Here is a 19,958-nt window from a genome sequence, read left to right as displayed (position 1 = left end):
ATATGCCCAAGGCGCAATTGCTATTAGTTGAAGACGACAGTGCACTTGCCGAGCTCGTCCGCTGGCATTTTGAACGTGAGGAATTCGACGTCCAACACACCGGTGATGGCGAAGAAGCGCTTTTGATGGCTAAGGAGCGCACGCCTGATTTGGTGTTGCTCGATTGGATGCTAGAGAATTTATCCGGGATCGAAGTGTGCCGGCAGCTGCGCAAGGCCGACAATACCGCCAATGTGCCCATCATCATGTTGACCGCGCGTGGTGAAGAAGATGACCGCATTCGTGGGTTAGAAATCGGTGCCGATGATTATGTCACCAAGCCGTTTTCACCGCGCGAACTCGTTGCCCGTGCCAAGGCCGTTCTCCGCCGCGTCCGCCCAGCTTTGGCTGGCGAAGCCTTGCGCTTCGGCGATGTCGAAATGGATACCGTCGCGCACAAGGTGAAACGCGGCGGGAAGCAGGTGCCTTTAGGGCCGACCGAATACCGGTTGCTGAAACATTTCCTCGAATATCCAGGCCATGTCTTTTCGCGTGAACGCTTGCTCGACAGCGTTTGGGGCCACGACAGCGACATCGAAATTCGAACGGTCGATGTCCATATCCGTCGCCTGCGCAAAGCCTTGAACGAAGGCTTTGGCAGCGATATTATCCGGACCGTGCGTTCAGCAGGCTATTCGCTCGATCAGGACGCCGTTTAAAATTCGACCTGCATCCGCGCTGCTACAATATCGACCGAATAATCGCGCTTATCCACGGGCAATGTGGAGAGCGGGTCAACTATAGCCGCCATTGGGCCGCCTTTGACCTCCACGCGTCCATAATTGAGCATGAACCGAACATAGTCGATAGGATACCAGTTCACGCCGAATAGATAGCTGGACTGCTTGCCTCCACGCCCAAGCCGCGTGTTGAGCGTCGCCAGGCTGCTGGCTCCGGTCGCAAAATTATTTGTCGCACCATTTTTCAGCGCATTGCTGTCAAGATCGAGATATTCGAAGCGTCCGGCGATTTGGAATGCCCCTATACCTTTTTTGTCGATGGGCTTGAGAACCTTCGTCCGGCTCCATGCACCATCCTTATATCCACGGGTCTCACCTGTCAGGAAATAGCCGGCTTCGGCGTACATCCCGAAAAAGCTTGGATCACCCGCTGGCGTAACCGCATTATTTCCACCAGTGAAGCTGTCCAACCCGGTTGCGATGTTGCCCGCACGATACGCATTCACTTTGGTCCACTGACCCTCCCCAGCAAAATAGAAACCCGGGAATATCGCCGCCAACTCTAGGCCGACGATGCGGTCACTCTTGGCCGCAAAGCTGCCAGTGTCGACAAAACGCACGTCGGTTAACTGCGTATTTGGACGTGCGCGATAACGCGTCAGCTGGTTCGTAGAAGGGGCGTTGACGGACACTGATGCGGTGGCGTTATTGTTGGACGCAAATTCGCGTTGTTGGACCGTGGCACCAAAATGCAACTGCCCGCCGAATGCCTTGGGCGTATAAACAAGGCGTCCGGCGCCGATCCAGCCATCATTGTCGAATGAACTGTCGATGCTGTGCGCAGTAAACAGTCCTGCCTCGGCACGAATGCCGTTAGCTGCATCATGCCAAGCGACCGCGGCGCCTAACCTGCGGCTGTTCAAAAAGGCATCGTTAAATGTGGCGCGTTCGGTAAAGCTGTTATTGTTGGAGCTTGCGATTTGTTCCAGACCATTTAGCGTTTCGAAATTCCCAATCCGAACGTTAATTGGCGCATTTTTGGGATTGTAGTTTAAAAACACGTCGCCAAAGCCCACAGTGCCGTTCGCAAAATCACCTTCGACTTTATAGCCAAAGCCGCCGGGCATCGTTCCCTCGGCACCAAGCCGCACGCGACGTACTCTGCTGTTAAAACCAAGGTTTCTATTGGCGGCATAATCGCCCGGTATGCTTACATAGCCCGCATCATAATGGATCCGTCCGCGAGGCTTAAAGCTCCATCCATCCGAGCCGCTGGACTCCGGAGCCCCCTTCCATTTGACGTCAGTAGCGGTCTTTTTTTCAACTGCATTTATCTTGGCAGAGATATTGGTGAGCTGTTCCTTAAGCGCTGCAACTTCAGCGCGCAGCGCTTCGACCTCCGATCCGTTGTCCTGCGCGGACGCAGGTAAAGCGGCAGTTGCCATGGTGAACAAAGCTGTTCCGTAAAGCCATTTTTTTGCAGTCATTGTAATATCCCGTTTGATTTGATGACGCCTTAACAACAAATATATGTCTCAACGGTGACGCTAATATTTCGCTTTTATGACATTAGGCATCTATTGCTTTACGCTTGCGTCAACTGGGCTGTCATGCCAAGGTTCGGGGTGATTTTGCGGCCTCAGCCGCTATTGATTATGGAGAATAAATATGACCATCAATTTTAAAGACAAGGTTGCAATTGTAACGGGTGCGGGCGGCGGTTTGGGCAAGGCTTATGCCCTTGAACTCGCCAAGCGCGGCGCCAAAGTGGTGGTTAATGATTTGGGTGGCGCACGCGACGGCACAGGCACATCTGACGCAGCGGCGCAAGTCGTTGAGCAAATCAAGGCCGCTGGCGGCGAAGCCATGGCCAATGGCGGCAGCGTTACCGAATATGAGCAAATGGTCGAAATGGTCGCCAAGGCGAAAGAGGCTTTTGGCGGCGTGCACATATTGATCAACAATGCAGGCATCTTGCGCGATAAAAGCTTTGCCAAGATGGATATGCCCGATTTCAACCTAGTGCTTCAGGTTCATGTCATGGGGTCGGCCAACTGCACCAAGGCGGTATGGGACACAATGCGTGACCAGGCTTATGGCCGTATTTTGATGACCACCTCGTCAACGGGTCTGTACGGCAATTTCGGACAGGCGAATTATGGCGCGGCGAAGCTTGGCTTGGCTGGCTTTACCAAGACGCTGCATTTGGAAGGCGCGAAATATAATGTCCGCGTCAACTCGCTAGCGCCCGTCGCTGGCACACGCATGACCGAAGATATCTTCCCCGAAGGCCTGTTCGAGCAATTCACACCTGAAAATGTTGTTCCAGCCGCGCTCTATCTGGTCAGCGAAGATGCGCCGACCAATATGATTATCGGCGCTGGCGGCGGTGGCTATCACGCCGCTTATGTCACTATGACACCTGGCGTCGCGCTGCGTCAGGAAGACCGCAATGTCGAAGGCTTCGCGGCAGCATGGGACAAGATCATCGACCGCACGGGCGAAACGGTGCCGCAATCGGGTGGCGAACAATCGGTCGCCGTCATGAAGGCGTTGCAAGCCCTCGGCTAAGACGTCCCAATCAGACCTTAAATAGCCCGGTCTTTGGCCGGGCTTTTTTATGCGTCGACCAATTTCATTAACTTGCGTTCGACAGGCGCCAGCACTGGCCCGAGATCATGGCCGCGCTTCAGAATTGCGCCGCCTTCGCCGACCAACGCCCACATGCCTTGGCGGTTACGCAAAGCGGGGCGTTTTTCGATGCGATATTCGGGGCGTTCGGTCGCGCGGCGAAACATGCTAAACACAGCAGCGTCACGACCCAAGTCTATGGCATAATCCCGCCAGTTTCCCGCAGCGACCATCCGGCCATATAGGTTCAGGATCTGCGTCAGTTCATTTTTTTCAAAGCCGACCTGATTGTGGCGACTAACCCCCGGAAAGGGCGTGATGACGGCGCTCAACTGACCTTGCGTCCTTTGGCTGAACGTGGCTTGGCAGGTGTAACGTTGGACGCGGCATCACGGTCTGCCATCAACTCGGCCACTTTCTTGCGCAAGCTTTCAATCTCGCATTGCATAATCTCAAGGCTTTGGGTCGCGGGATCGAACATTTCACGGCAAGGCGTGCCATAGGGCATGAAATCACGCGCGTAGGTTTCCGCCTTTACCAATGTCGATCGGGCTTTTTGACCAATCATGGTCGCGCCGGCGGGCACATCGTCGGTAACAACCGCAGCGGCGCCAATGCGCGCGCGTTCGCCAACCGTAATTGGCCCAAGAATCTGTGCGCCTGAACCGATGATGACATTGTCCAATATGGTTGGATGTCGTTTTCCACCAACACCCGCCGTCGGGTTTGTGCCGCCAAGCGTTACATTTTGATACATCGTGACATTATCACCGATTTCCGCCGTTTCGCCAATGACGCTAAAGCCATGGTCGAGGAAGAAGTTGCTGCCAATTTTCGCACCGGGGTGAATGTCGATACCGGTCATAAAGCGCGCAAAGTGATTGACCAATCGCGCCAGGAAAAACATCTCGCCCAAAAACAGCCAGTGCGCGACGCGGTGATAGCCCACCGCCCAAACGCCAGGATATAACAATATCTCCCACCGCGAACGCGGCGCCGGGTCTCGTTCTTTGATCGAGTCGAGATAATCGATGAGATTAGAAATAAACATAATGGCACTTCTGGCCTTTGCCGGACCCTTGATGGATACCAAGCTAAGACGTTCGGGTGGGTTTTTCCAGCAAAGGATGCAGCTTGCCTATAATTTTATATGGAAAAATTGGCAAAAACGATTATATATCATGTATTGATTAACGGGACCGATTTATGAGCACATATCTTCCGACGCTCAAACAGCTGCAATATCTGGTGGCGCTGCAAGAGCATGGGCATTTCGGCAAAGCGGCAGAGTCCTGTTTTGTGACGCAATCTACGCTCTCGGCAGGCATTCGCGAATTGGAATCCTTGCTTGGTCTCATGCTGGTTGAGCGCACACGCCGCGTTGTGCGCTTTACACCGCTTGGTAATAAGATGGTGGCCAAGGCCCACCGCATATTGCGCGAAGCAGAGGAACTAGCAGAAATGGCCCGTTCAGCGGGCAAGCCATTGGCCGATGATCTGCGGATGAGCGTCATTCCAACCATCGCGCCGTTTTTGCTACCCAAATTATTACCCGCATTACGCAAGCAATATCCGGACTTGAAATTATATTTGCGCGAAGAAGCCAGCGCCGCCGCAATCGAAGCATTACATCACGGACAGGTCGATTGTGTATTGCTTGCACTGCCATTTGCTGCCGGCGATATTGAAAAAGCGACGTTGTTTGATGACCGCTTGTTCGTCGCGTTTCCCAAGGACGATCCACGCGACCCGCCCGAAAGCATTGATCCAGAATTGATCGACGAAAGCCGCCTGCTTTTGCTGGTCGATGGCCATTGCCTCAAGGACCATGCTCTTGCCGCCTGCAACCGCCCCGAAATGCGCGCCTTTGCAACGATGCTGGGGACCTCGCTGCATACTTTGGTGCAAATGGTCGATAATGGCCTTGGCCTTACTATCATCCCCGAAATGGCGGTTAAAGCTGGGTTGTTAAACGGCACCGATGTGCAAGCCCGCCCGTTAAACGCCGAACATGCGTCGCGTGAAATTGCTTTGGTTTGGCGGACGAATAGCCCGCGACGTGAGGAATTTGAACTACTGGCAAATGCACTGCGCGGTTTGCACGCAGGCTAGGCCCAGCGTTCGGCGCGCGCCTCATCGCTCGCTTTGGCGTCCACCCATTTGGCGGTGCCATCCGCATAATGCTCGCGCTTCCAAAATGGGGCTTCGGTCTTTAGCCGGTCAATGAGAAACGCCGCCGCCTCCAATGCCTCTGCCCTATGCAGCGAAGCGGCCCCGACAACGACCACAGGAGCCCCCACAGCGACGATTCCGACGCGGTGGGTAATTAGGGCGCCCAGCAACGACCATCGCGCTGTAGCGGCTTCTATGAGGCTTGAAAGGCTCGCCTCGGTCATGCCGGGATAATGCTCCAATTCAATGGCGGTTACCCCCCCATCATCACGCACAATGCCGGTAAAACTGGCCAATGCGCCGCCGCCAAGACCCGCTAGGGCAGCTAACTCTTGGTCAGGCTGAATCGCCGCGTTGCTGATCCGTACGCTTTTCATCCGCCCGTGACCGGGGGGAAAATCGCCAATTCTTGCGCCGCACCAAGCAGAGCGTCGCCCGCAACCATTTCTTGGTCCAACGCGAAACGCAGGCGGGTCGGATCCTCTAATGCGCGGGCATGCTCTTGGGAACGCGCGGAAATCCTCGCCACTAGATCGCCTACTGTGCGGGCATCTTGCGGCACATCGCACTCTTCGGATGACAGCCCAATCGCCTCGCGTACGCTAGCAAAATAGACCAATTTCATGGTATTAATCCATATGCTTGATGCCGACGCGCAGATAATCCCAACCGGTAATCATCGTCAGCACCGCCGCAATCCACAACAAAAGCAACGCTAGTTGCTTCAGAAAAATCCAGTCCGGCAACGCCCCAGCCAATATGATTCCACCAAGCGAGACCAATTGAAAGGTCGTTTTCCATTTGGCGAGCTTGGACACAGGCACCGAAATCTGCAGCCCAGCCAGAAATTCACGCAAGCCCGACACCATCATTTCGCGTAACAAGATGATCAGGGCAGCGATCACGTGCCACCCGTCCACATCGCGCGTGAACACCAGCATCAAAATAACGGCGGCAATCATGATTTTGTCGGCGATGGGATCAAGGAAAACGCCCAATTTGGACACCGTCCCCTGCGCCCGCGCGAGATAGCCATCGAAATAATCAGTGATGCCCATCAGGCAATACAGCACAAATGCAAAGGCATAATCGAGCGGCATCGGTTGCACGCTTATTGGCTTGGTTCCCGGCCACAATAAGAAAACCAAAATGGGCACAGCGAAAATTCGCGACAGGGTTAAGATATTGGGTAGGCTAAGCATAAAACATCGATAGCGTGATGCGCGGACAAAATCACCTGACTATTTACCTGCGGATAGAAATGCGCTTTGCCATGCCTCCAACCGGCGGCTAAGGCAGGACAAATCCTCTGCATGGGAAACGGGTGAAATTATGGCCACGACAATGTCTTTGATGAACAAGCGCCGCTTTCTCCCGCTTTTCGTTACCCAGTTCCTCAACGCTTTCAACGACAATTTCTACAAAATGGCGATGGTGATCTTGGTCACCTACGAGATCTATTCGGACCCCACGCGCGAAGCAAATTTTAACGCGATTGCGGGCGCTTTGTTCATCTTACCGTTTTTCCTGTTTTCAGCGCTAGCTGGGCAGTTGGCGGACACGATTGAAAAAACCAAAGTCATCCGCATGGTGAAGACGGCCGAGATATTCATCATGCTATTTGGGGCAGCGGGCATCTATTTACAGAATATTCCGCTGATGCTTGCCGCTTTGTTCGCGATGGGCGTGCATTCAACATTTTTTGGCCCGATCAAATATGCGATCCTGCCGCAACATCTGGAAAAAGATGAGGTGCTGGGTGGCACTGGCCTTGTTGAGGCCGGTACCTATTTGGCTATATTGGGGGGCACTATTGCAGGTGGCATTATCCCCGGCGAAATTGCTGGCGTCGGCATTATCATCGTTGCAATCATTGGGCGGATCACTGCTCAGTCTATTCCGGACGCGCCTCCCGAAAGCGACGCGCCTACTGCCAAAATGGACTGGAACATTTTCCGCAGCAGCTGGCAGTTGGTGCGCGACACTATGCATGTCCCCCATCTCTTCATGGCGATCATGGCGATCAGCTTTTTCTGGGGCATTGGCGCCGTATTGGGATCGATTTTCCCGCCTATGGTTAAGAACGCCATTGGCGGCGACAACACCGTCGCAACGCTGTTTACCGCGTTTTTTTCGGTGGGCATCGCTATTGGCTCCATTGCTGTAAACCGCCTACTCAAGGGAACGGTATCGGCGAAATATGCACCAGCATCAGTGATTGTGATGGGGCTGTTCGTCCTCGACCTGTGGTGGAGCGTCAGCCACTGGGGACCCGTTGGGCCCGAATTGATGAATTGGTACAGTTTCCTGATGCTTGGCAAAGGGGACCGGATGATTGTCGATCTGCTGGGCATTTCTATTGCCGGGGGCATGTTCGTGGTTCCACTTTATGCGTTTCTGACGACCACCGTTGCAAAATCCCAAACCGCACGGACCATTGCCGCCAACAATATCGTCAATTCCGGCGCCATGGTCATGGGTGCCATTATCTACAGCCTGCTCGTAATGGCAGGCATTAGCATTGCCGAAACTTTGTTCATGATTGCAGCGGCCTGTTTGATCTCCGCATGGATCGCTTGGCGGCTGCATAAAGCGAGCGACATCGCCGCGCTTCAGGGCACGCAATAAAGCTGGTTATGACAAAGAAAAGATGTGGGAGCATAGCATGAAAATCACAGGCAAAACCGCATTAGTGACGGGCGGAACAGACGGCATTGGTCTGGAAATCGCGCGCCAATTGATGGCTAAAGGTGCAAGCGTGATTGTATGCGGCCGCCGCGAAGACACGCTGGCATCGGCGCGCAGCGAAGGTTTTGAGGCCATTCAAGCTGATCTTTCCAATGCAGTCGGCTGCGTAACCCTCGCCACTGCGTTGGCGGACAGATCCATCGATATGCTGATCAACAATGCCGGAATGAGCGGGAATTTCGGCCCCGGTGAACCCCTTGATCTTGCGCTGACGGATCAGGCAATCTTCTTGAACCTCAACGCACCGCTGCATCTGATTGGCCACTTCCTGCCGGGTTTAATGCAGCGGCCAGAGGCGGTGATCGTCAATGTCACCTCGGGCCTTGCCATTGCACCACGCGCGGGCGGTCCGGTCTATTGCGCCACTAAGGCGGGGTTACGCAGCTTCACCCAATCGCTGCGGCACAATTTGCGCGACACCAACGTCCATGTGATTGAGGCGCTGCCGCCTGTCGTAGACACCGCGATGACGCGTGGCCGGATCAACGGCAATAAAATGTCGGCCAAACAATGTGCCGCAGAAATAGTGGATGCCATTGCGACCAACGCCCCAGAAGCCAATGTCGGCATGGTGAAGATCCTACGGATGATATACTCAATCTCGCCAGCGCTTGTTCGGCGGATCATGATAAAATTCTAAGGGTTAACCTGAACCGAAGCCGTTAGTTTCCCATTTGGGAAAGCCGCAATCTGCAATGTTCAGAAAATAAGTGGTGCCCCAGGCCCGACTCGAACGGGCACTCCTCTCGGAACAGGATTTTGAATCCAGCGCGTCTACCATTCCACCACTGGGGCACATCTTTGCCGAGCGAACCCGGTAAAGCGGAGGCTCCTCTAACCGAGCCTCCGCCATGATGCAAGTGCATCCTTATTTCTTTAGTTCTGCTATTTTTTCAGCTCTTTTGCCAATGTCTTGAGCGTGGCTTTGCCATAAGGGGCCTTGAATCCACCCATGCCAGCAACATCGACGCCGGTCTGACGATAGACCGCGCGCATATGGCTGAACGTCTTGAACCCGTCGGCACCGTGATAATTGCCCATGCCCGATGGCCCGACCCCGCCAAAGGGCAGGTCTTCCATCGCATTGTGGAAGACCACATCATTCACAGTAACACCGCCGGAGACAGTCCGCGTCAGCACGCGTTGCTCCTCAGCCTTGTCCGATCCGAAATAATATAGGCCAAGTGGCCGATCATGCGCGTTCACATAATCAATGGCTTCATCCATTGATGAATAGGTCATCACGGGCAGGATGGGGCCGAAGATTTCCTCCTGCATCACCTTCATATCGTCGGTAACATTCCGGACGATGGTCAGCGGCATTTTGTTGCCGTTGGTCGTGGCAAATTCCTCATTGGCCGGGTTAACCTCAATGAGCTCGGCACCCTTTTCGCGGGCATCGTCGAGATAGCTCTGCAACCGTTCATAATTGCGGCCGTTCACGACCGACGTGTAATCGTCATTGTGCAGCAACTTTGGATATTGCGCGGAGACGCCAGCCTTCACGGCTTCAATCACATCATGCTCCTGATCGCTTGGCACCAAAAGATAATCGGGCGCGAGGCAGATTTGGCCGGCGTTCATCATCTTGCCCAACGCGATCCGCTCGCCCGCCTTTTTCTTATCCGCGCTACGCCCAACGATGGTCGGCGACTTGCCACCAAGTTCCAAGGTGACCGGCACCAGATTGTCCGCAGCGGCGCGCATGATATGTTTGCCAACGCTTGTCGCGCCCGTGAAAATCATATGGTCGAAGGCCAGCTTGGAAAAGGCCATGCCGACGTCAGCGCCACCGGTGAAAACCGCCATTTCCTCTTCTGCGAAATATTTGGGCACAAGTTCTTCAAACAAGGCCGACACACGCTCTGTAAATTCAGATGGCTTGATCATGGCGCGATTACCGGCGGCGAGGATACCAGCCATGGGCACCATCACCATGCCAACAGGGAAGTTCCACGGCGCAACGACGCCGACCACACCCTTAGGCTGAAATACGACTTCGGCCTTGGCCCCGATCAAGCCTAATGGAAAGGTCGGTTTGCGCTTCTCGCCCTTGGCCCAGCTTTCAAAATGCTTCTTGGCATGCTTCATCGCGCTGACCGAAGGCATGATATCGGTTAGCAATGTCTGTTCACGACTGCGATGGCCGAAATCTGCTGAGACGGCCTTTGCAAAATCTTCGGCATGGTCAATCAGCAACGCAATCGCGCGGTCTATACGGTCGCGGCGCACCGACATCGGCTCCGGCATGGCGGCGGTAAACGCGGCGCGCTGTTTTTCGAGTACAGTCTGCATATTTGCGGTCAATTTCTCTCTCCCTTTAATCCGTTGATGAATTGCTAGCGCGAAGCGTTGCACATTGAAACCATTTTGGCGTATCGACAATGCGAACACGCGCAAAGCGTGGCCATTTGAATGGAGAGAAGATGATCGAGGCAGGCAAAAAATGGACGCCACCTGAGGGTTGGCCCGTAATGACCCGTGATCAGGTAAAGGCCGCCTTGTGCGCACCGGGCATGCCATTTGAAATGGAAACTGCCGTAATTGAAGGCGTATCAACGCGCGTCTGGAAAAATGCTTTACCCAATCTGGCCGTGCTTGCTGGACATGCCAAAGCGGCGTTCGGTGAACGCGAATTTGTGGTGTATGAGGACGAGCGCGTCACATATGACGCCTGGCACCGCGCGATTGCTTCTTTGGCACAGGCGCTACAAAAATGCGGCGTAAAAAAGGGTGATCGCGTCGCGCTTGCCATGCGTAACTTACCCGAATGGCCAGTCGCTTTTTTCGCCGCCGCGGTTACTGGCGCGATCGTCGTGCCGTTGAACGCATGGTGGACGGGCGAAGAACTGGCCTTTGGTATGGCCGATTCGGGCGCGGGCGTTTTAATTTGCGATGCAGAACGCTGGGACCGCATTGCGCCGCACAAATCCGAAATGCCCGCGCTGCGACATGTGATGGTCACACGTGGCGGCGGGGCCGCGATGGCAGAACCCGCTATTCCGCTCGAAAACATCATTGGTGCACCTAGGGGCTATGCGCAGTTGCCCGACCTAGCAATGCCCGATGTTGCAATCGCACCAGATGATGCGGTCACCATTTTTTACACCAGCGGCACTACGGGCAAGCCCAAAGGGGCATTGGGATCCCATCGAAACTTGCTCACCAATGGCCTCTCCAGCGCCTATTCCGGCGCGGCGACGGTGCTGCGTCGTGGTGATTCTTTGCCTGAGCCAAGCATTCGGGCTTCATTGTTGGTGATCCCGATGTTCCACGTCACAGCCTGCTCGGCATCGATGATTCCCACTATTCTGGCTGGCCACAAAATCGTGCTGTTGCACAAATGGGATACCGTGAAAGCGTTCGAGATTATCGAGCGCGAGAAAATCAATGCCACAGGCGGCGTGCCGTTTATCGCGTGGCAGTTGATCGAGCATCCCGACCGCGAAAAATATGATCTCAGCTCCATCGATGCGATCAGTTACGGCGGCGCGCCATCTGCGCCGGAATTGGTCAGCAAGATCCACGAGATATTCGGCGCTTTGCCCGGCAATGGCTGGGGCATGACCGAAACCATGGCGACAGTAACTTCACACTTAGCCGAAGATTATCTCAACCGGCCCGATAGCTGCGGTCCGGCCGTTGCGGTATCCGATCTTAAAATCATGTCGGAGGATGGCACGACGGAATTGCCTATTGGAACGGTTGGCGAATTATGGGCAAGGGGCCCGCAAATCGTCAAAGGCTATTGGAACCGACCCGACGCCACCGCGGAGACCTTTGTCGATGGCTGGGTACGCACAGGCGACCTTGCGCGGGTAGATGACGAAGGTTTCTGCTTCATCGTTGACCGCGCGAAGGACATGATCATTCGCGGCGGCGAGAATATCTACTCGTCGGAAGTCGAAAACATCCTGTACGAACATCCCGCGGTTACAGATGCGGCCTTGGTCGGCATACCCCATCAAACCTTGGGCGAAGAACCCGCCGCCGTCGTGCATTTGGCACCCGGCATGACAGCCACCGAGGAAGAGCTTCGCAACTTTGTCAGCGAACGCCTGGCGAAATTCAAAGTACCAGTAAAAATCATCTTCACGCAGGATACTTTACCGCGCAACGCCAATGGCAAAATCCTGAAACGCGATTTGAAGGCCCTGTTCTAAGCTGGCGACAGGGGTGATTCACATTTGTTTTTGGTGGCACGGCGACCTATAAGACGCCAAATCAAAACCAAAGGAATCTCCCATGCGCCACGTCGATCCCGTCGTAATTCTGTCTTATGCCCGCACGCCCATGGGCGCGATGCAAGGGACATTGGCCGAGGTTTCGGCAACCGATCTTGGCGCGACGGCGGTAAAGGCGGCGGTGGAACGCGCAGGCGTCGATGGCGCAATGATTGAGCGTATCTACATGGGCTGCGTCCTGCCCGCAGGCTTGGGTCAGGCCCCTGCCCGTCAGGCCGCGATCAAAGCCGGCTTGCCTAAATCGGTACAAGCAACCACGGTGAACAAAGTGTGCGGCTCGGGTATGCAGACCGTCATCATGGGTAGCGAGGCGCTTGCCGCTGGGTCGGTCGATTATGTCATCGCCGGCGGCATGGAAAGCATGACCAACGCGCCCTATTTGCTAAAAAAGCATCGCAGCGGCGCGCGCATCGGGCATGACACCGCTTATGACCATATGTTCTTGGATGGCTTGGAAGACGCCTATGAGGCTGGCCGCGCCATGGGCACATTCGCGCAAGACACCGCCAATGATTATCAACTCACGCGTGAGGCGCAGGATGCATATGCGATTGAATCGCTTCGCCGCGCACAAAAAGCGATTGCCGATGGCGCGTTCAAGCAGGAAATTGTCGCCGTAACCGTTGCCACCCGCAGAGGCGATGTCATTGTCGACACCGACGAACAACCTGGCAAGGGGATGCCTGACAAAATCCCGACATTGAAAGCTGCCTTTGCCAAGGACGGCACGATTACCGCGGCGACCAGCTCATCCATCTCGGATGGTGCGGCGGCACTTGTCCTCACGCGTCAGTCGGTCGCCGATGCCAATGGACAAACACCCATTGCGCGGATCATTGCCCATGCCGCGCATGCGCAGGAACCATCAGCATTCACGACGGCACCTGTCGGCGCGATCAACACATGCTTGAAAAAAGCTAGTTGGACCATCGATGATGTTGACCTGTTCGAAGTGAATGAAGCCTTTGCCTGCGTCGCCATGTTCGCGATGCATGATCTTGGCATAGCGCATGACAAGATTAACGTGCATGGCGGCGCTACCGCGCTTGGTCATCCCATTGGCGCATCAGGCGCGCGGATCATTACAACCTTGGTTGCGGCGCTCCAACGTCATGGCAAGACACGCGGCATCGCGTCCTTGTGCATTGGCGGCGGCGAAGCGACGGCGCTTGCGATTGAGCTTATCTAAACGGCTACAACGGGCGGCAATATGAATATCGTTTTCGTCCTGTTCGACAATGTTACGCAACTCGATTTCACCGGGCCAGTGCAGTTCTTGTCGCGGTTACCTGGCGCACACGTGCATGTCGTTACCAAAGATGGCGCAGCGGTCACAACCGACTGCGGTTTTTCAATCTTGCCGCGCTCCGGCTTTACCGATTGTCCGCAAGCCAACATATTATGTGTGCCCGGCGGCCATGGCGTGCGCGATGCGATTGCCGATACCGCCCTTGTCGATTTTGTTCGGCGACAAGCCAAAGGTGCAGATTATATCACCAGCGTGTGTACCGGCGCGTTCATCCTTGGCGCGGCAGGCTTGCTTCAAGGTAAAAAGGCAACGTGCCATTGGGCCTATACGCAGTTGCTTCCCCTGTTCGGCGCAATGCACGTGCTAGCGCGCGTTGTGCATGATGGCAATCTGATTACGGCAGGCGGCGTCACCTCAGGCATTGATTTCGCGCTAGAGCTTATCGCGGCAATTGCTGGCGAGGATGTCGCAAAGACGATCCAATTGGCGCTCGAATATGACCCCGCGCCCCCCTTTGGCGGCGGTTCTCTCGAAAGTTCCTCAGATGAAACTGTCGATAATCTGCGCGCGCGCGTTTACGACAAGGCGGCTTCCGAAATGAAAATTGCCATTCAAAATATTATTTAATCCACCGATTAAATTCACACTGGACGTAAGCGCGGCATCGGCATAGCCTCCCTTTTCGGGGGAGAGAAAATATGACAAAAAAGCTTTTGGCCGCAGCGGCATTTTTGAGCGCGGCGTTAACGCTGGGTTCCTGCGGAAAGTCCGCAGCTGACTCGGACATTCCAGCTTTTGCCGCGATTGACGGTGATTATTTGAAAACCGGTGGTGACGGTTCCAATTGGGCGATGACCGGCTTCAATTATGATGAACAACGGCACAGTCCGTTGAAGCTGATTAACGACAGCAATGTGCAGGATTTGGGTATCGCCTGGTTTGCAGACTTGCCCGATGCACGCGGCCAAGAAGCAACGCCGGTCGTTGTCGATGGCAAGATGTTTATCTCCACCGCTTGGTCCAAGGTTTTTGCCTATGACGCCAAAACCGGCAAGCCTTTATGGAGCTTCGACCCCCAAGTCGACAAAGCGCGCGGCGTCAAAGCCTGCTGCGACGTTGTGAACCGCGGGGTCGCTTTTTGGAAAGGCAGCGTATTCGTCGGCACTATCGATGGCCGCCTGATTTCCCTCAATGCTAGCACTGGAAAGCAGAATTGGAGCGCGCAGACGCTGGATTTGGAATCAAACGGTACCATCACCGGCGTCCCGCGCGTTGTGAAGGACAAGGTTGTCATTGGCTTTGGTGGCGCTGAATTTGGTGCGCGCGGTTATGTGACTGCATATGATGCGGCAAGCGGCAAAAAAGCATGGCGTTTCTACACCACGCCAAATCCCAAGGGTGAACCCGACAACGCCGCCAGCGACAAAATCCTAAAAACCGCAGCGACCAAAACCTGGAGCGCAAAGCCCAAAAAGGGTGACTGGCGTGAAAGCGGCGGCGGTGGAACCGTATGGGACGCGATTGTCTATGATGCCGAACTGGATCAGCTTTATCTCGGCGTTGGTAATGGCAACCCGTGGAACCACGGTATTCGTTCCAATGGTGAAGGCGACAATTTGTTCCTGTCCTCCATCGTCGCACTAAAACCCGATACCGGCGAATATGTCTGGCATTATCAGGAAACACCGGCCGAAAGCTGGGACTATACCGCGACGCAGCCGATCATCTTGGCCACCGAAACGCGTGGCGGCAAAGAACGTAAAGTTCTCTACCACGCACCCAAAAACGGATTTTTCTTCACGATAGACCGGCTAAATGGCAAATTGCTGTCGGCCGACCCGTTCATTGACGGCATCACCTGGGCGACAGGGTACGACCTGAAAACCGGGCGTCCGATTGAAAACCCGGCAGCGCGGTACGAAAAAACCGGTAAGCTATATCTTGCGAACCCTTCTGCACTTGGCGCGCATAATTGGCACCCGATGAGCTTCAACCCGGCGACGGGCCTGGTCTATATTCCAGCTTTGTATATCGGCGGCGCTTATCTTCCGCCGATTGCGCCGAATGAGATGGAGCGCAAAAAGCTTGGATTTAACATCGGCGGCGCGATGGCGACGGCGGACCTTCCGGATGATATCAATTTCGTAAAGGCGGTGAAGGCCGCCACGACTGGTAAATTGGTGGCGTTTGACCCCAAAACTGGCAAGGCCAAATGGACCGTTGACCATCCCGCATCGTGGAATGGCGGGACGATGACCACTGCCGGAAACCTGGTGTTCCAAGGTACGGCAATGGGCGAATTCCGCGCTTATGCCGCCGATACGGGGAAGCAGTTGCTCAACATCAATGTTAAGTCAGGCGTGCTCTCCGGCGCGTCCACTTACACTGTGGATGGCGAACAATATGTAGCGTTCCTGACCAGCAAAGGCGGTGCTTTCCCCTTGGTGTCGGGCTATGCGGGGTCAACGAGCGCTGCGGTGCCAAACCTGCCGCGCCTGATCGTGCTTAAATTGGGCGGCAAAGTCGCTTTGCCCGCCTTGCCGGAAACGCTACCTTATGTGTGGGCACCGACCAAGCAGTTCGGAACGCCAGCCGATATCGCAGCGGGCGGGTCAAACTATCAACGGTATTGCCTCGTCTGCCACGGCCCTGGCGCGGTTGGCAACGGCGTGCTGCCTGATCTGCGCAAATCCGGCACGATTGCCGATGCGGCAACGTGGAAATCCGTTGTCATCGACGGCATCTTGAAAGGCAATGGCATGGTCAGTTTTGCCAGCGTCCTCAACCCAAAAGAGGCAGAGCAAGTGCGCGCTTATGTAATTAGCCGCGCGCATTATGCAAAGGCTAATGACGCGGCCTTAAGCGGTGGCACAAAAAAGGCAGCGAAGTAAAAATCTGCTGCCCATGAATCTGGCATCTGCCTAAAATTTAGGCAGATGCCAATGCCTCAATCACCTAAAAATCCGCCGTTTGTGTGCCACTCAAACTGGCACGATACTTGATAGGTTAGCGCTATCATTCGCGCGCGCGAAGCTTGTACCTCACGCGCCATACAAGGAAATGCCATGAAAAAGATCGAAGCGATCATCAAGCCGTTCAAGCTAGACGAAGTGAAAGAGGCTCTACACGAAGTGGGTGTATCTGGCATCACCGTCACCGAAGCCAAGGGCTTTGGCAGGCAAAAGGGCCATACTGAATTATATCGCGGCGCCGAGTATGTCGTCGACTTCCTTCCTAAGGTAAAGCTTGAGGTTGTGGTTGAAGACGGCCTTGCCGACCGCGTTGTTGAAGCAATCGCCGCTGCCGCGCAAACGGGCCGCATTGGCGATGGTAAGATTTTTGTTATCCCCGTTGAGACCGCCCTGCGCATCCGCACCGGCGAGCGCGATAACGACGCCGTATAAACAACCCAAATCACAAAAAAACACGCAAAAGAAGGAACACAAAATGGGCACTTCAGCCAAAGACATCATCAAACGCATTAAGGATGAGGAAATCGAGTGGGTCGATGTGCGCTTCACCGACCCCAAGGGCAAATGGCAACATCTGACAATGTGCGCAGGCGTCATTGGCGAAGATGAGTTGGAAGACGGCCTGATGTTCGACGGCTCGTCGATTGAGGGCTGGAAAGCGATCAATGAATCCGACATGATCCTGAAGCCTGATCTGGACGCCGTATATGTTGATCCATTCTCAGCTACGCCGATGATGATCATCTTCTGCGACGTTGTTGAGCCATCGACTGGCGAACTGTACAGCCGCGACCCGCGCTCAACCGCCAAACGCGCAGAAGCCTATCTGAAGACTACGGGCATTGGCGACACCGTATATGTCGGTCCAGAAGCCGAATTCTTCATGTTCGACGATGTGCGTTTTGAAAACAGCTACAACACATCTTATTACAAGATTGATGATATCGAACTGCCCACCAACAGCGGCACAAAATATGAAAGCGGCAATATGGGCCACCGCCCACGCGCAAAGGGTGGGTATTTCCCCGTCGCACCTGTCGATAGCGCAATGGATATTCGTGGTGAGATGGTTTCGACCATGTTAGAAATGGGTCTGCCATGCGACAAGCATCACCATGAAGTGGCCGCAGCCCAGCATGAACTTGGCCTGACTTTCGGTACACTCACGCAAACCGCTGACCGTATGCAGATCTACAAATATGTCGTGCATCAGGTGGCGCACGCTTATGGCAAGACCGCAACGTTCATGCCAAAGCCCATCAAGGAAGATAATGGTTCAGGCATGCACACCCATTTGTCGATCTGGGAAGGCAAGACGCCGCTCTTCGCGGGCGATGGCTATGCTGGCCTGTCGGAAATGTGCCTGTTTTTCATCGGCGGCATCATCAAGCATGCCAAGGCGATTAACGCCTTCTCCAACCCAACCACCAACAGCTACAAGCGATTGGTTCCCGGCTATGAAGCACCTGTGCTACTCGCATATTCGGCGCGCAACCGTTCAGCCTCTTGCCGTATCCCTTATGGCGCTGGTGCTAAGGCAAAGCGCGTCGAGGTTCGTTTCCCTGACGCAATGGCCAACCCATATTTGTGCTATGCAGCACTTTTCATGGCTGGCCTCGACGGTATTCAGAACAAGATCCACCCGGGCGACGCCATGGACAAGAACCTGTATGACCTGCCGCCGGCAGAACTTGCGCAGGTCCCAACTGTCGCTGGCTCACTGCGCGAGGCGCTCGATGCACTGGCGGCTGATCACGACTTCTTGTTGAAGGGTGACGTGTTCTCGAAGGACCAAATTGAAAGCTATATCGAACTCAAGATGGAAGATGTCGCCCGTTGGGAAATGACACCAAGCCCCGTCGAGTTTGACATGTATTATAGCTACTGATCCTAAAGCATCGGATAAGTGCTACAGGCCCGGCGGTTGTTAGACTGCCGGGCCTTTTTTAGATTTAGTAACGGCCCCCTTAAGGTTTCTGCGTTGCAAGCGATTGGTCGACAGATTGAGTCGTCGTTGTATCATCTGCTCTTCACTTTACATAAAGTACCCCGCACACCAGCTGCCAGTTCGAACTGCGGGCCGTGAAAAAACGCAAAATAGCTCCATTCGGAAAACATAGGTGCAACTAGCACCGCGTTGCGAAAGGGCGCGCCATCGCCCTGACGCGGAACGCCAACGACCAGGGCTATCTGTTTGTCGAGATTAAGACATCCAGTCGCTGGCTACGATGATCAAAAACAGAATAATTTCAATGCATTCTTAATAACCAATGATGCATTACAGAGTCCATTTAGTCTTTGTCCGCCACCAAACCGCTTGGAGCAACATAGGGAGAAATATGGTATAAAGCATAGGTTGACACATCTAAAGCATAGGTTAACATCTACTCCCGCGACATCCTAAGTGGTGTTGCAAAAAGGGGGAGAAAAACCATGGAAAATCTAACTTTTGGCCAATATTCATTGGTCTATAATGCATTCTCATTTACATTTGCCACCATGGCAGCAACCACATTATTCTTGTGGCTCGGTCGCTCGCAAGTTGGCCATGCCTATAAGACGGCATTGACTATCTCGGGCTTGGTCTGCGCCATCGCCGCTTATCACTATCTTCGCATTTTCCAGAGCTGGGAAGGTGCATATTCCATCGACGGTGGCGTAGTAACTGCAAGTGGTTATGCGTTTAACGACGCTTATCGTTATGTCGATTGGTTGTTGACCGTGCCATTGCTGTTGATCGAGCTCATCCTCGTGATGCGCTTGAGCCAAGACGAAACTGTTTCGAAGTCGTTCAAGCTCGGCGGCGCAGCGGCACTGATGATCATCTTGGGTTACCCAGGTGAAATCGCAACCGACATTCCAACCCGCGTATTGTGGGGCACATTGTCGGCAATTCCTTTCGTCTACATCATGTGGCAGTTGTTCGCAGGCCTCGGTGCATCGATCAATAACCAGCCAGAAAATGTACGTGAACTGGTGAAGAAGGCCCGTTTGCTGACCTTCGCATCATGGGGTTTCTACCCGATCGTATATATGATTCCTTACACCAACCTGAGCGGTTCGGACGTAACCGTAGGCGTACAAGTTGGCTACACAATCGCTGACTTGATCGCAAAGGCAGGCGTTGGCATCTTGATTTACATGATCGCAGTTCGCAAATCGCAAGCCGAATATGGCGACAAGGTCTAGGGTTAAGAACTTGGGCGTACGCCGCTTCGGCGGC

The 19,958-nt window shown here is 54.4% G+C and carries 19 protein-coding genes and 1 tRNA gene; 12 read left to right on the top strand and 8 right to left on the bottom strand.

Annotated elements, in window-relative coordinates:
- Nucleotides 1-2 precede the first annotated feature (2 nt).
- Complete coding sequence (gene phoB, locus ACILP4_RS02730) at nucleotides 3-698, top strand: phosphate regulon transcriptional regulator PhoB (RefSeq protein ID WP_395619210.1); 696 nt, start codon at nucleotides 3-5, stop codon at nucleotides 696-698.
- On the opposite strand, the gene ACILP4_RS02725 is transcribed toward phoB, so the two are convergent.
- Complete coding sequence (locus tag ACILP4_RS02725; RefSeq protein ID WP_395619209.1) at nucleotides 695-2,206, bottom strand: OprO/OprP family phosphate-selective porin; 1,512 nt, start codon at nucleotides 2,204-2,206, stop codon at nucleotides 695-697. The two genes, phoB and ACILP4_RS02725, sit on opposite strands and share 4 nt — an antisense overlap.
- A gap of 181 nt (nucleotides 2,207-2,387) precedes the next feature.
- On the opposite strand from ACILP4_RS02725, the gene ACILP4_RS02720 reads away from it, so the two are divergent.
- On the top strand, nucleotides 2,388-3,290 hold the full coding sequence (locus ACILP4_RS02720) for an SDR family NAD(P)-dependent oxidoreductase (RefSeq protein ID WP_395619208.1): 903 nt from the start codon (nucleotides 2,388-2,390) through the stop codon (nucleotides 3,288-3,290).
- Nucleotides 3,291-3,337: 47 nt separating this feature from the next.
- On the opposite strand, the gene ACILP4_RS02715 is transcribed toward ACILP4_RS02720, so the two are convergent.
- Nucleotides 3,338-3,682: a DUF2794 domain-containing protein gene (locus ACILP4_RS02715; RefSeq protein WP_295491551.1), complete on the bottom strand. Its 345-nt coding sequence runs from the start codon at nucleotides 3,680-3,682 to the stop codon at nucleotides 3,338-3,340.
- The gene (epsC, locus tag ACILP4_RS02710; protein ID WP_395619207.1) at nucleotides 3,679-4,401 is read right to left on the bottom strand and encodes a serine O-acetyltransferase EpsC; all 723 of its coding nucleotides are present in this window, start codon (nucleotides 4,399-4,401) and stop codon (nucleotides 3,679-3,681) included. The genes ACILP4_RS02715 and epsC overlap by 4 nt, the downstream gene beginning before the upstream one ends.
- A gap of 155 nt (nucleotides 4,402-4,556) precedes the next feature.
- Between epsC and ACILP4_RS02705 the strand changes: the two genes are divergently transcribed.
- Nucleotides 4,557-5,462, top strand: coding sequence for a LysR substrate-binding domain-containing protein (locus ACILP4_RS02705; protein WP_395619206.1), 906 nt, complete (start codon nucleotides 4,557-4,559; stop codon nucleotides 5,460-5,462).
- Here ACILP4_RS02705 and ACILP4_RS02700 read toward each other — a convergent pair.
- Genes ACILP4_RS02700 through pgsA form a run of 3 tightly spaced genes read right to left on the bottom strand, consistent with a single transcriptional unit; the run spans nucleotide 5,459 to nucleotide 6,724 of the window.
- On the bottom strand, nucleotides 5,459-5,899 hold the full coding sequence (locus ACILP4_RS02700; RefSeq protein WP_395619205.1) for a molybdenum cofactor biosynthesis protein MoaE: 441 nt from the start codon (nucleotides 5,897-5,899) through the stop codon (nucleotides 5,459-5,461). The genes ACILP4_RS02705 and ACILP4_RS02700 overlap by 4 nt on opposite strands.
- Complete coding sequence (moaD, locus tag ACILP4_RS02695) at nucleotides 5,896-6,147, bottom strand: molybdopterin converting factor subunit 1 (RefSeq protein ID WP_395619204.1); 252 nt, start codon at nucleotides 6,145-6,147, stop codon at nucleotides 5,896-5,898. The genes ACILP4_RS02700 and moaD overlap by 4 nt, the downstream gene beginning before the upstream one ends.
- Before the next feature lie 4 nt (nucleotides 6,148-6,151).
- The gene (gene pgsA, locus ACILP4_RS02690; RefSeq protein ID WP_395619203.1) at nucleotides 6,152-6,724 is read right to left on the bottom strand and encodes a CDP-diacylglycerol--glycerol-3-phosphate 3-phosphatidyltransferase; all 573 of its coding nucleotides are present in this window, start codon (nucleotides 6,722-6,724) and stop codon (nucleotides 6,152-6,154) included.
- Nucleotides 6,725-6,854: 130 nt separating this feature from the next.
- Here pgsA and ACILP4_RS02685 point away from each other — a divergent pair, with 130 nt between their 5' ends.
- The gene (locus ACILP4_RS02685; protein ID WP_395619202.1) at nucleotides 6,855-8,150 is read left to right on the top strand and encodes an MFS transporter; all 1,296 of its coding nucleotides are present in this window, start codon (nucleotides 6,855-6,857) and stop codon (nucleotides 8,148-8,150) included.
- Between the two features lie 37 nt (nucleotides 8,151-8,187).
- A complete protein-coding gene (locus tag ACILP4_RS02680; RefSeq protein WP_395619201.1) occupies nucleotides 8,188-8,910 on the top strand; it encodes an SDR family oxidoreductase in 723 nt (240 codons plus the stop codon).
- A gap of 71 nt (nucleotides 8,911-8,981) precedes the next feature.
- On the opposite strand, the gene ACILP4_RS02675 is transcribed toward ACILP4_RS02680, so the two are convergent.
- Both ACILP4_RS02675 and ACILP4_RS02670 read right to left on the bottom strand, forming a co-directional pair.
- Nucleotides 8,982-9,065: transfer RNA gene (locus tag ACILP4_RS02675), tRNA-Leu, on the bottom strand.
- Nucleotides 9,066-9,155: 90 nt separating this feature from the next.
- The gene (locus ACILP4_RS02670) at nucleotides 9,156-10,565 is read right to left on the bottom strand and encodes a coniferyl aldehyde dehydrogenase (protein WP_395619239.1); all 1,410 of its coding nucleotides are present in this window, start codon (nucleotides 10,563-10,565) and stop codon (nucleotides 9,156-9,158) included.
- 131 nt (nucleotides 10,566-10,696) lie between these two features.
- Here ACILP4_RS02670 and ACILP4_RS02665 point away from each other — a divergent pair, with 131 nt between their 5' ends.
- The 7 genes from ACILP4_RS02665 (at nucleotide 10,697) to ACILP4_RS02635 (ending at nucleotide 19,924) form a co-directional block, all read left to right on the top strand.
- Complete coding sequence (locus ACILP4_RS02665) at nucleotides 10,697-12,433, top strand: class I adenylate-forming enzyme family protein (protein WP_395619238.1); 1,737 nt, start codon at nucleotides 10,697-10,699, stop codon at nucleotides 12,431-12,433.
- A gap of 82 nt (nucleotides 12,434-12,515) precedes the next feature.
- Nucleotides 12,516-13,703 (top strand): acetyl-CoA C-acyltransferase, encoded by a 1,188-nt coding sequence (locus tag ACILP4_RS02660; RefSeq protein ID WP_395619200.1) that lies wholly within the window; start codon nucleotides 12,516-12,518, stop codon nucleotides 13,701-13,703.
- A 21-nt stretch (nucleotides 13,704-13,724) separates the two neighbouring features.
- Complete coding sequence (locus ACILP4_RS02655) at nucleotides 13,725-14,390, top strand: DJ-1/PfpI family protein (protein ID WP_395619199.1); 666 nt, start codon at nucleotides 13,725-13,727, stop codon at nucleotides 14,388-14,390.
- Nucleotides 14,391-14,461: 71 nt separating this feature from the next.
- A complete protein-coding gene (locus ACILP4_RS02650) occupies nucleotides 14,462-16,654 on the top strand; it encodes a PQQ-dependent dehydrogenase, methanol/ethanol family (protein ID WP_395619198.1) in 2,193 nt (730 codons plus the stop codon).
- A gap of 174 nt (nucleotides 16,655-16,828) precedes the next feature.
- Nucleotides 16,829-17,167 carry a P-II family nitrogen regulator gene (locus tag ACILP4_RS02645; RefSeq protein WP_125231011.1) on the top strand — a complete coding sequence of 113 codons (339 nt, stop codon included), beginning with the start codon at nucleotides 16,829-16,831 and terminating at the stop codon, nucleotides 17,165-17,167.
- A gap of 43 nt (nucleotides 17,168-17,210) precedes the next feature.
- Nucleotides 17,211-18,623, top strand: coding sequence for a type I glutamate--ammonia ligase (gene glnA, locus ACILP4_RS02640; protein ID WP_395619197.1), 1,413 nt, complete (start codon nucleotides 17,211-17,213; stop codon nucleotides 18,621-18,623).
- Nucleotides 18,624-19,168: 545 nt separating this feature from the next.
- Nucleotides 19,169-19,924 (top strand): bacteriorhodopsin-like, encoded by a 756-nt coding sequence (locus ACILP4_RS02635; protein ID WP_395619196.1) that lies wholly within the window; start codon nucleotides 19,169-19,171, stop codon nucleotides 19,922-19,924.
- The last annotated feature ends 34 nt before the right edge of the window (nucleotides 19,925-19,958 follow it).

The sequence above is a fragment of the Sphingorhabdus sp. genome (assembly GCF_044239045.1).
Lineage (GTDB): Bacteria > Pseudomonadota > Alphaproteobacteria > Sphingomonadales > Sphingomonadaceae > Sphingorhabdus_B.
Note: the sequence above shows the minus strand (reverse complement) of the source record. Positions and strands in the feature narration are given on the sequence as shown.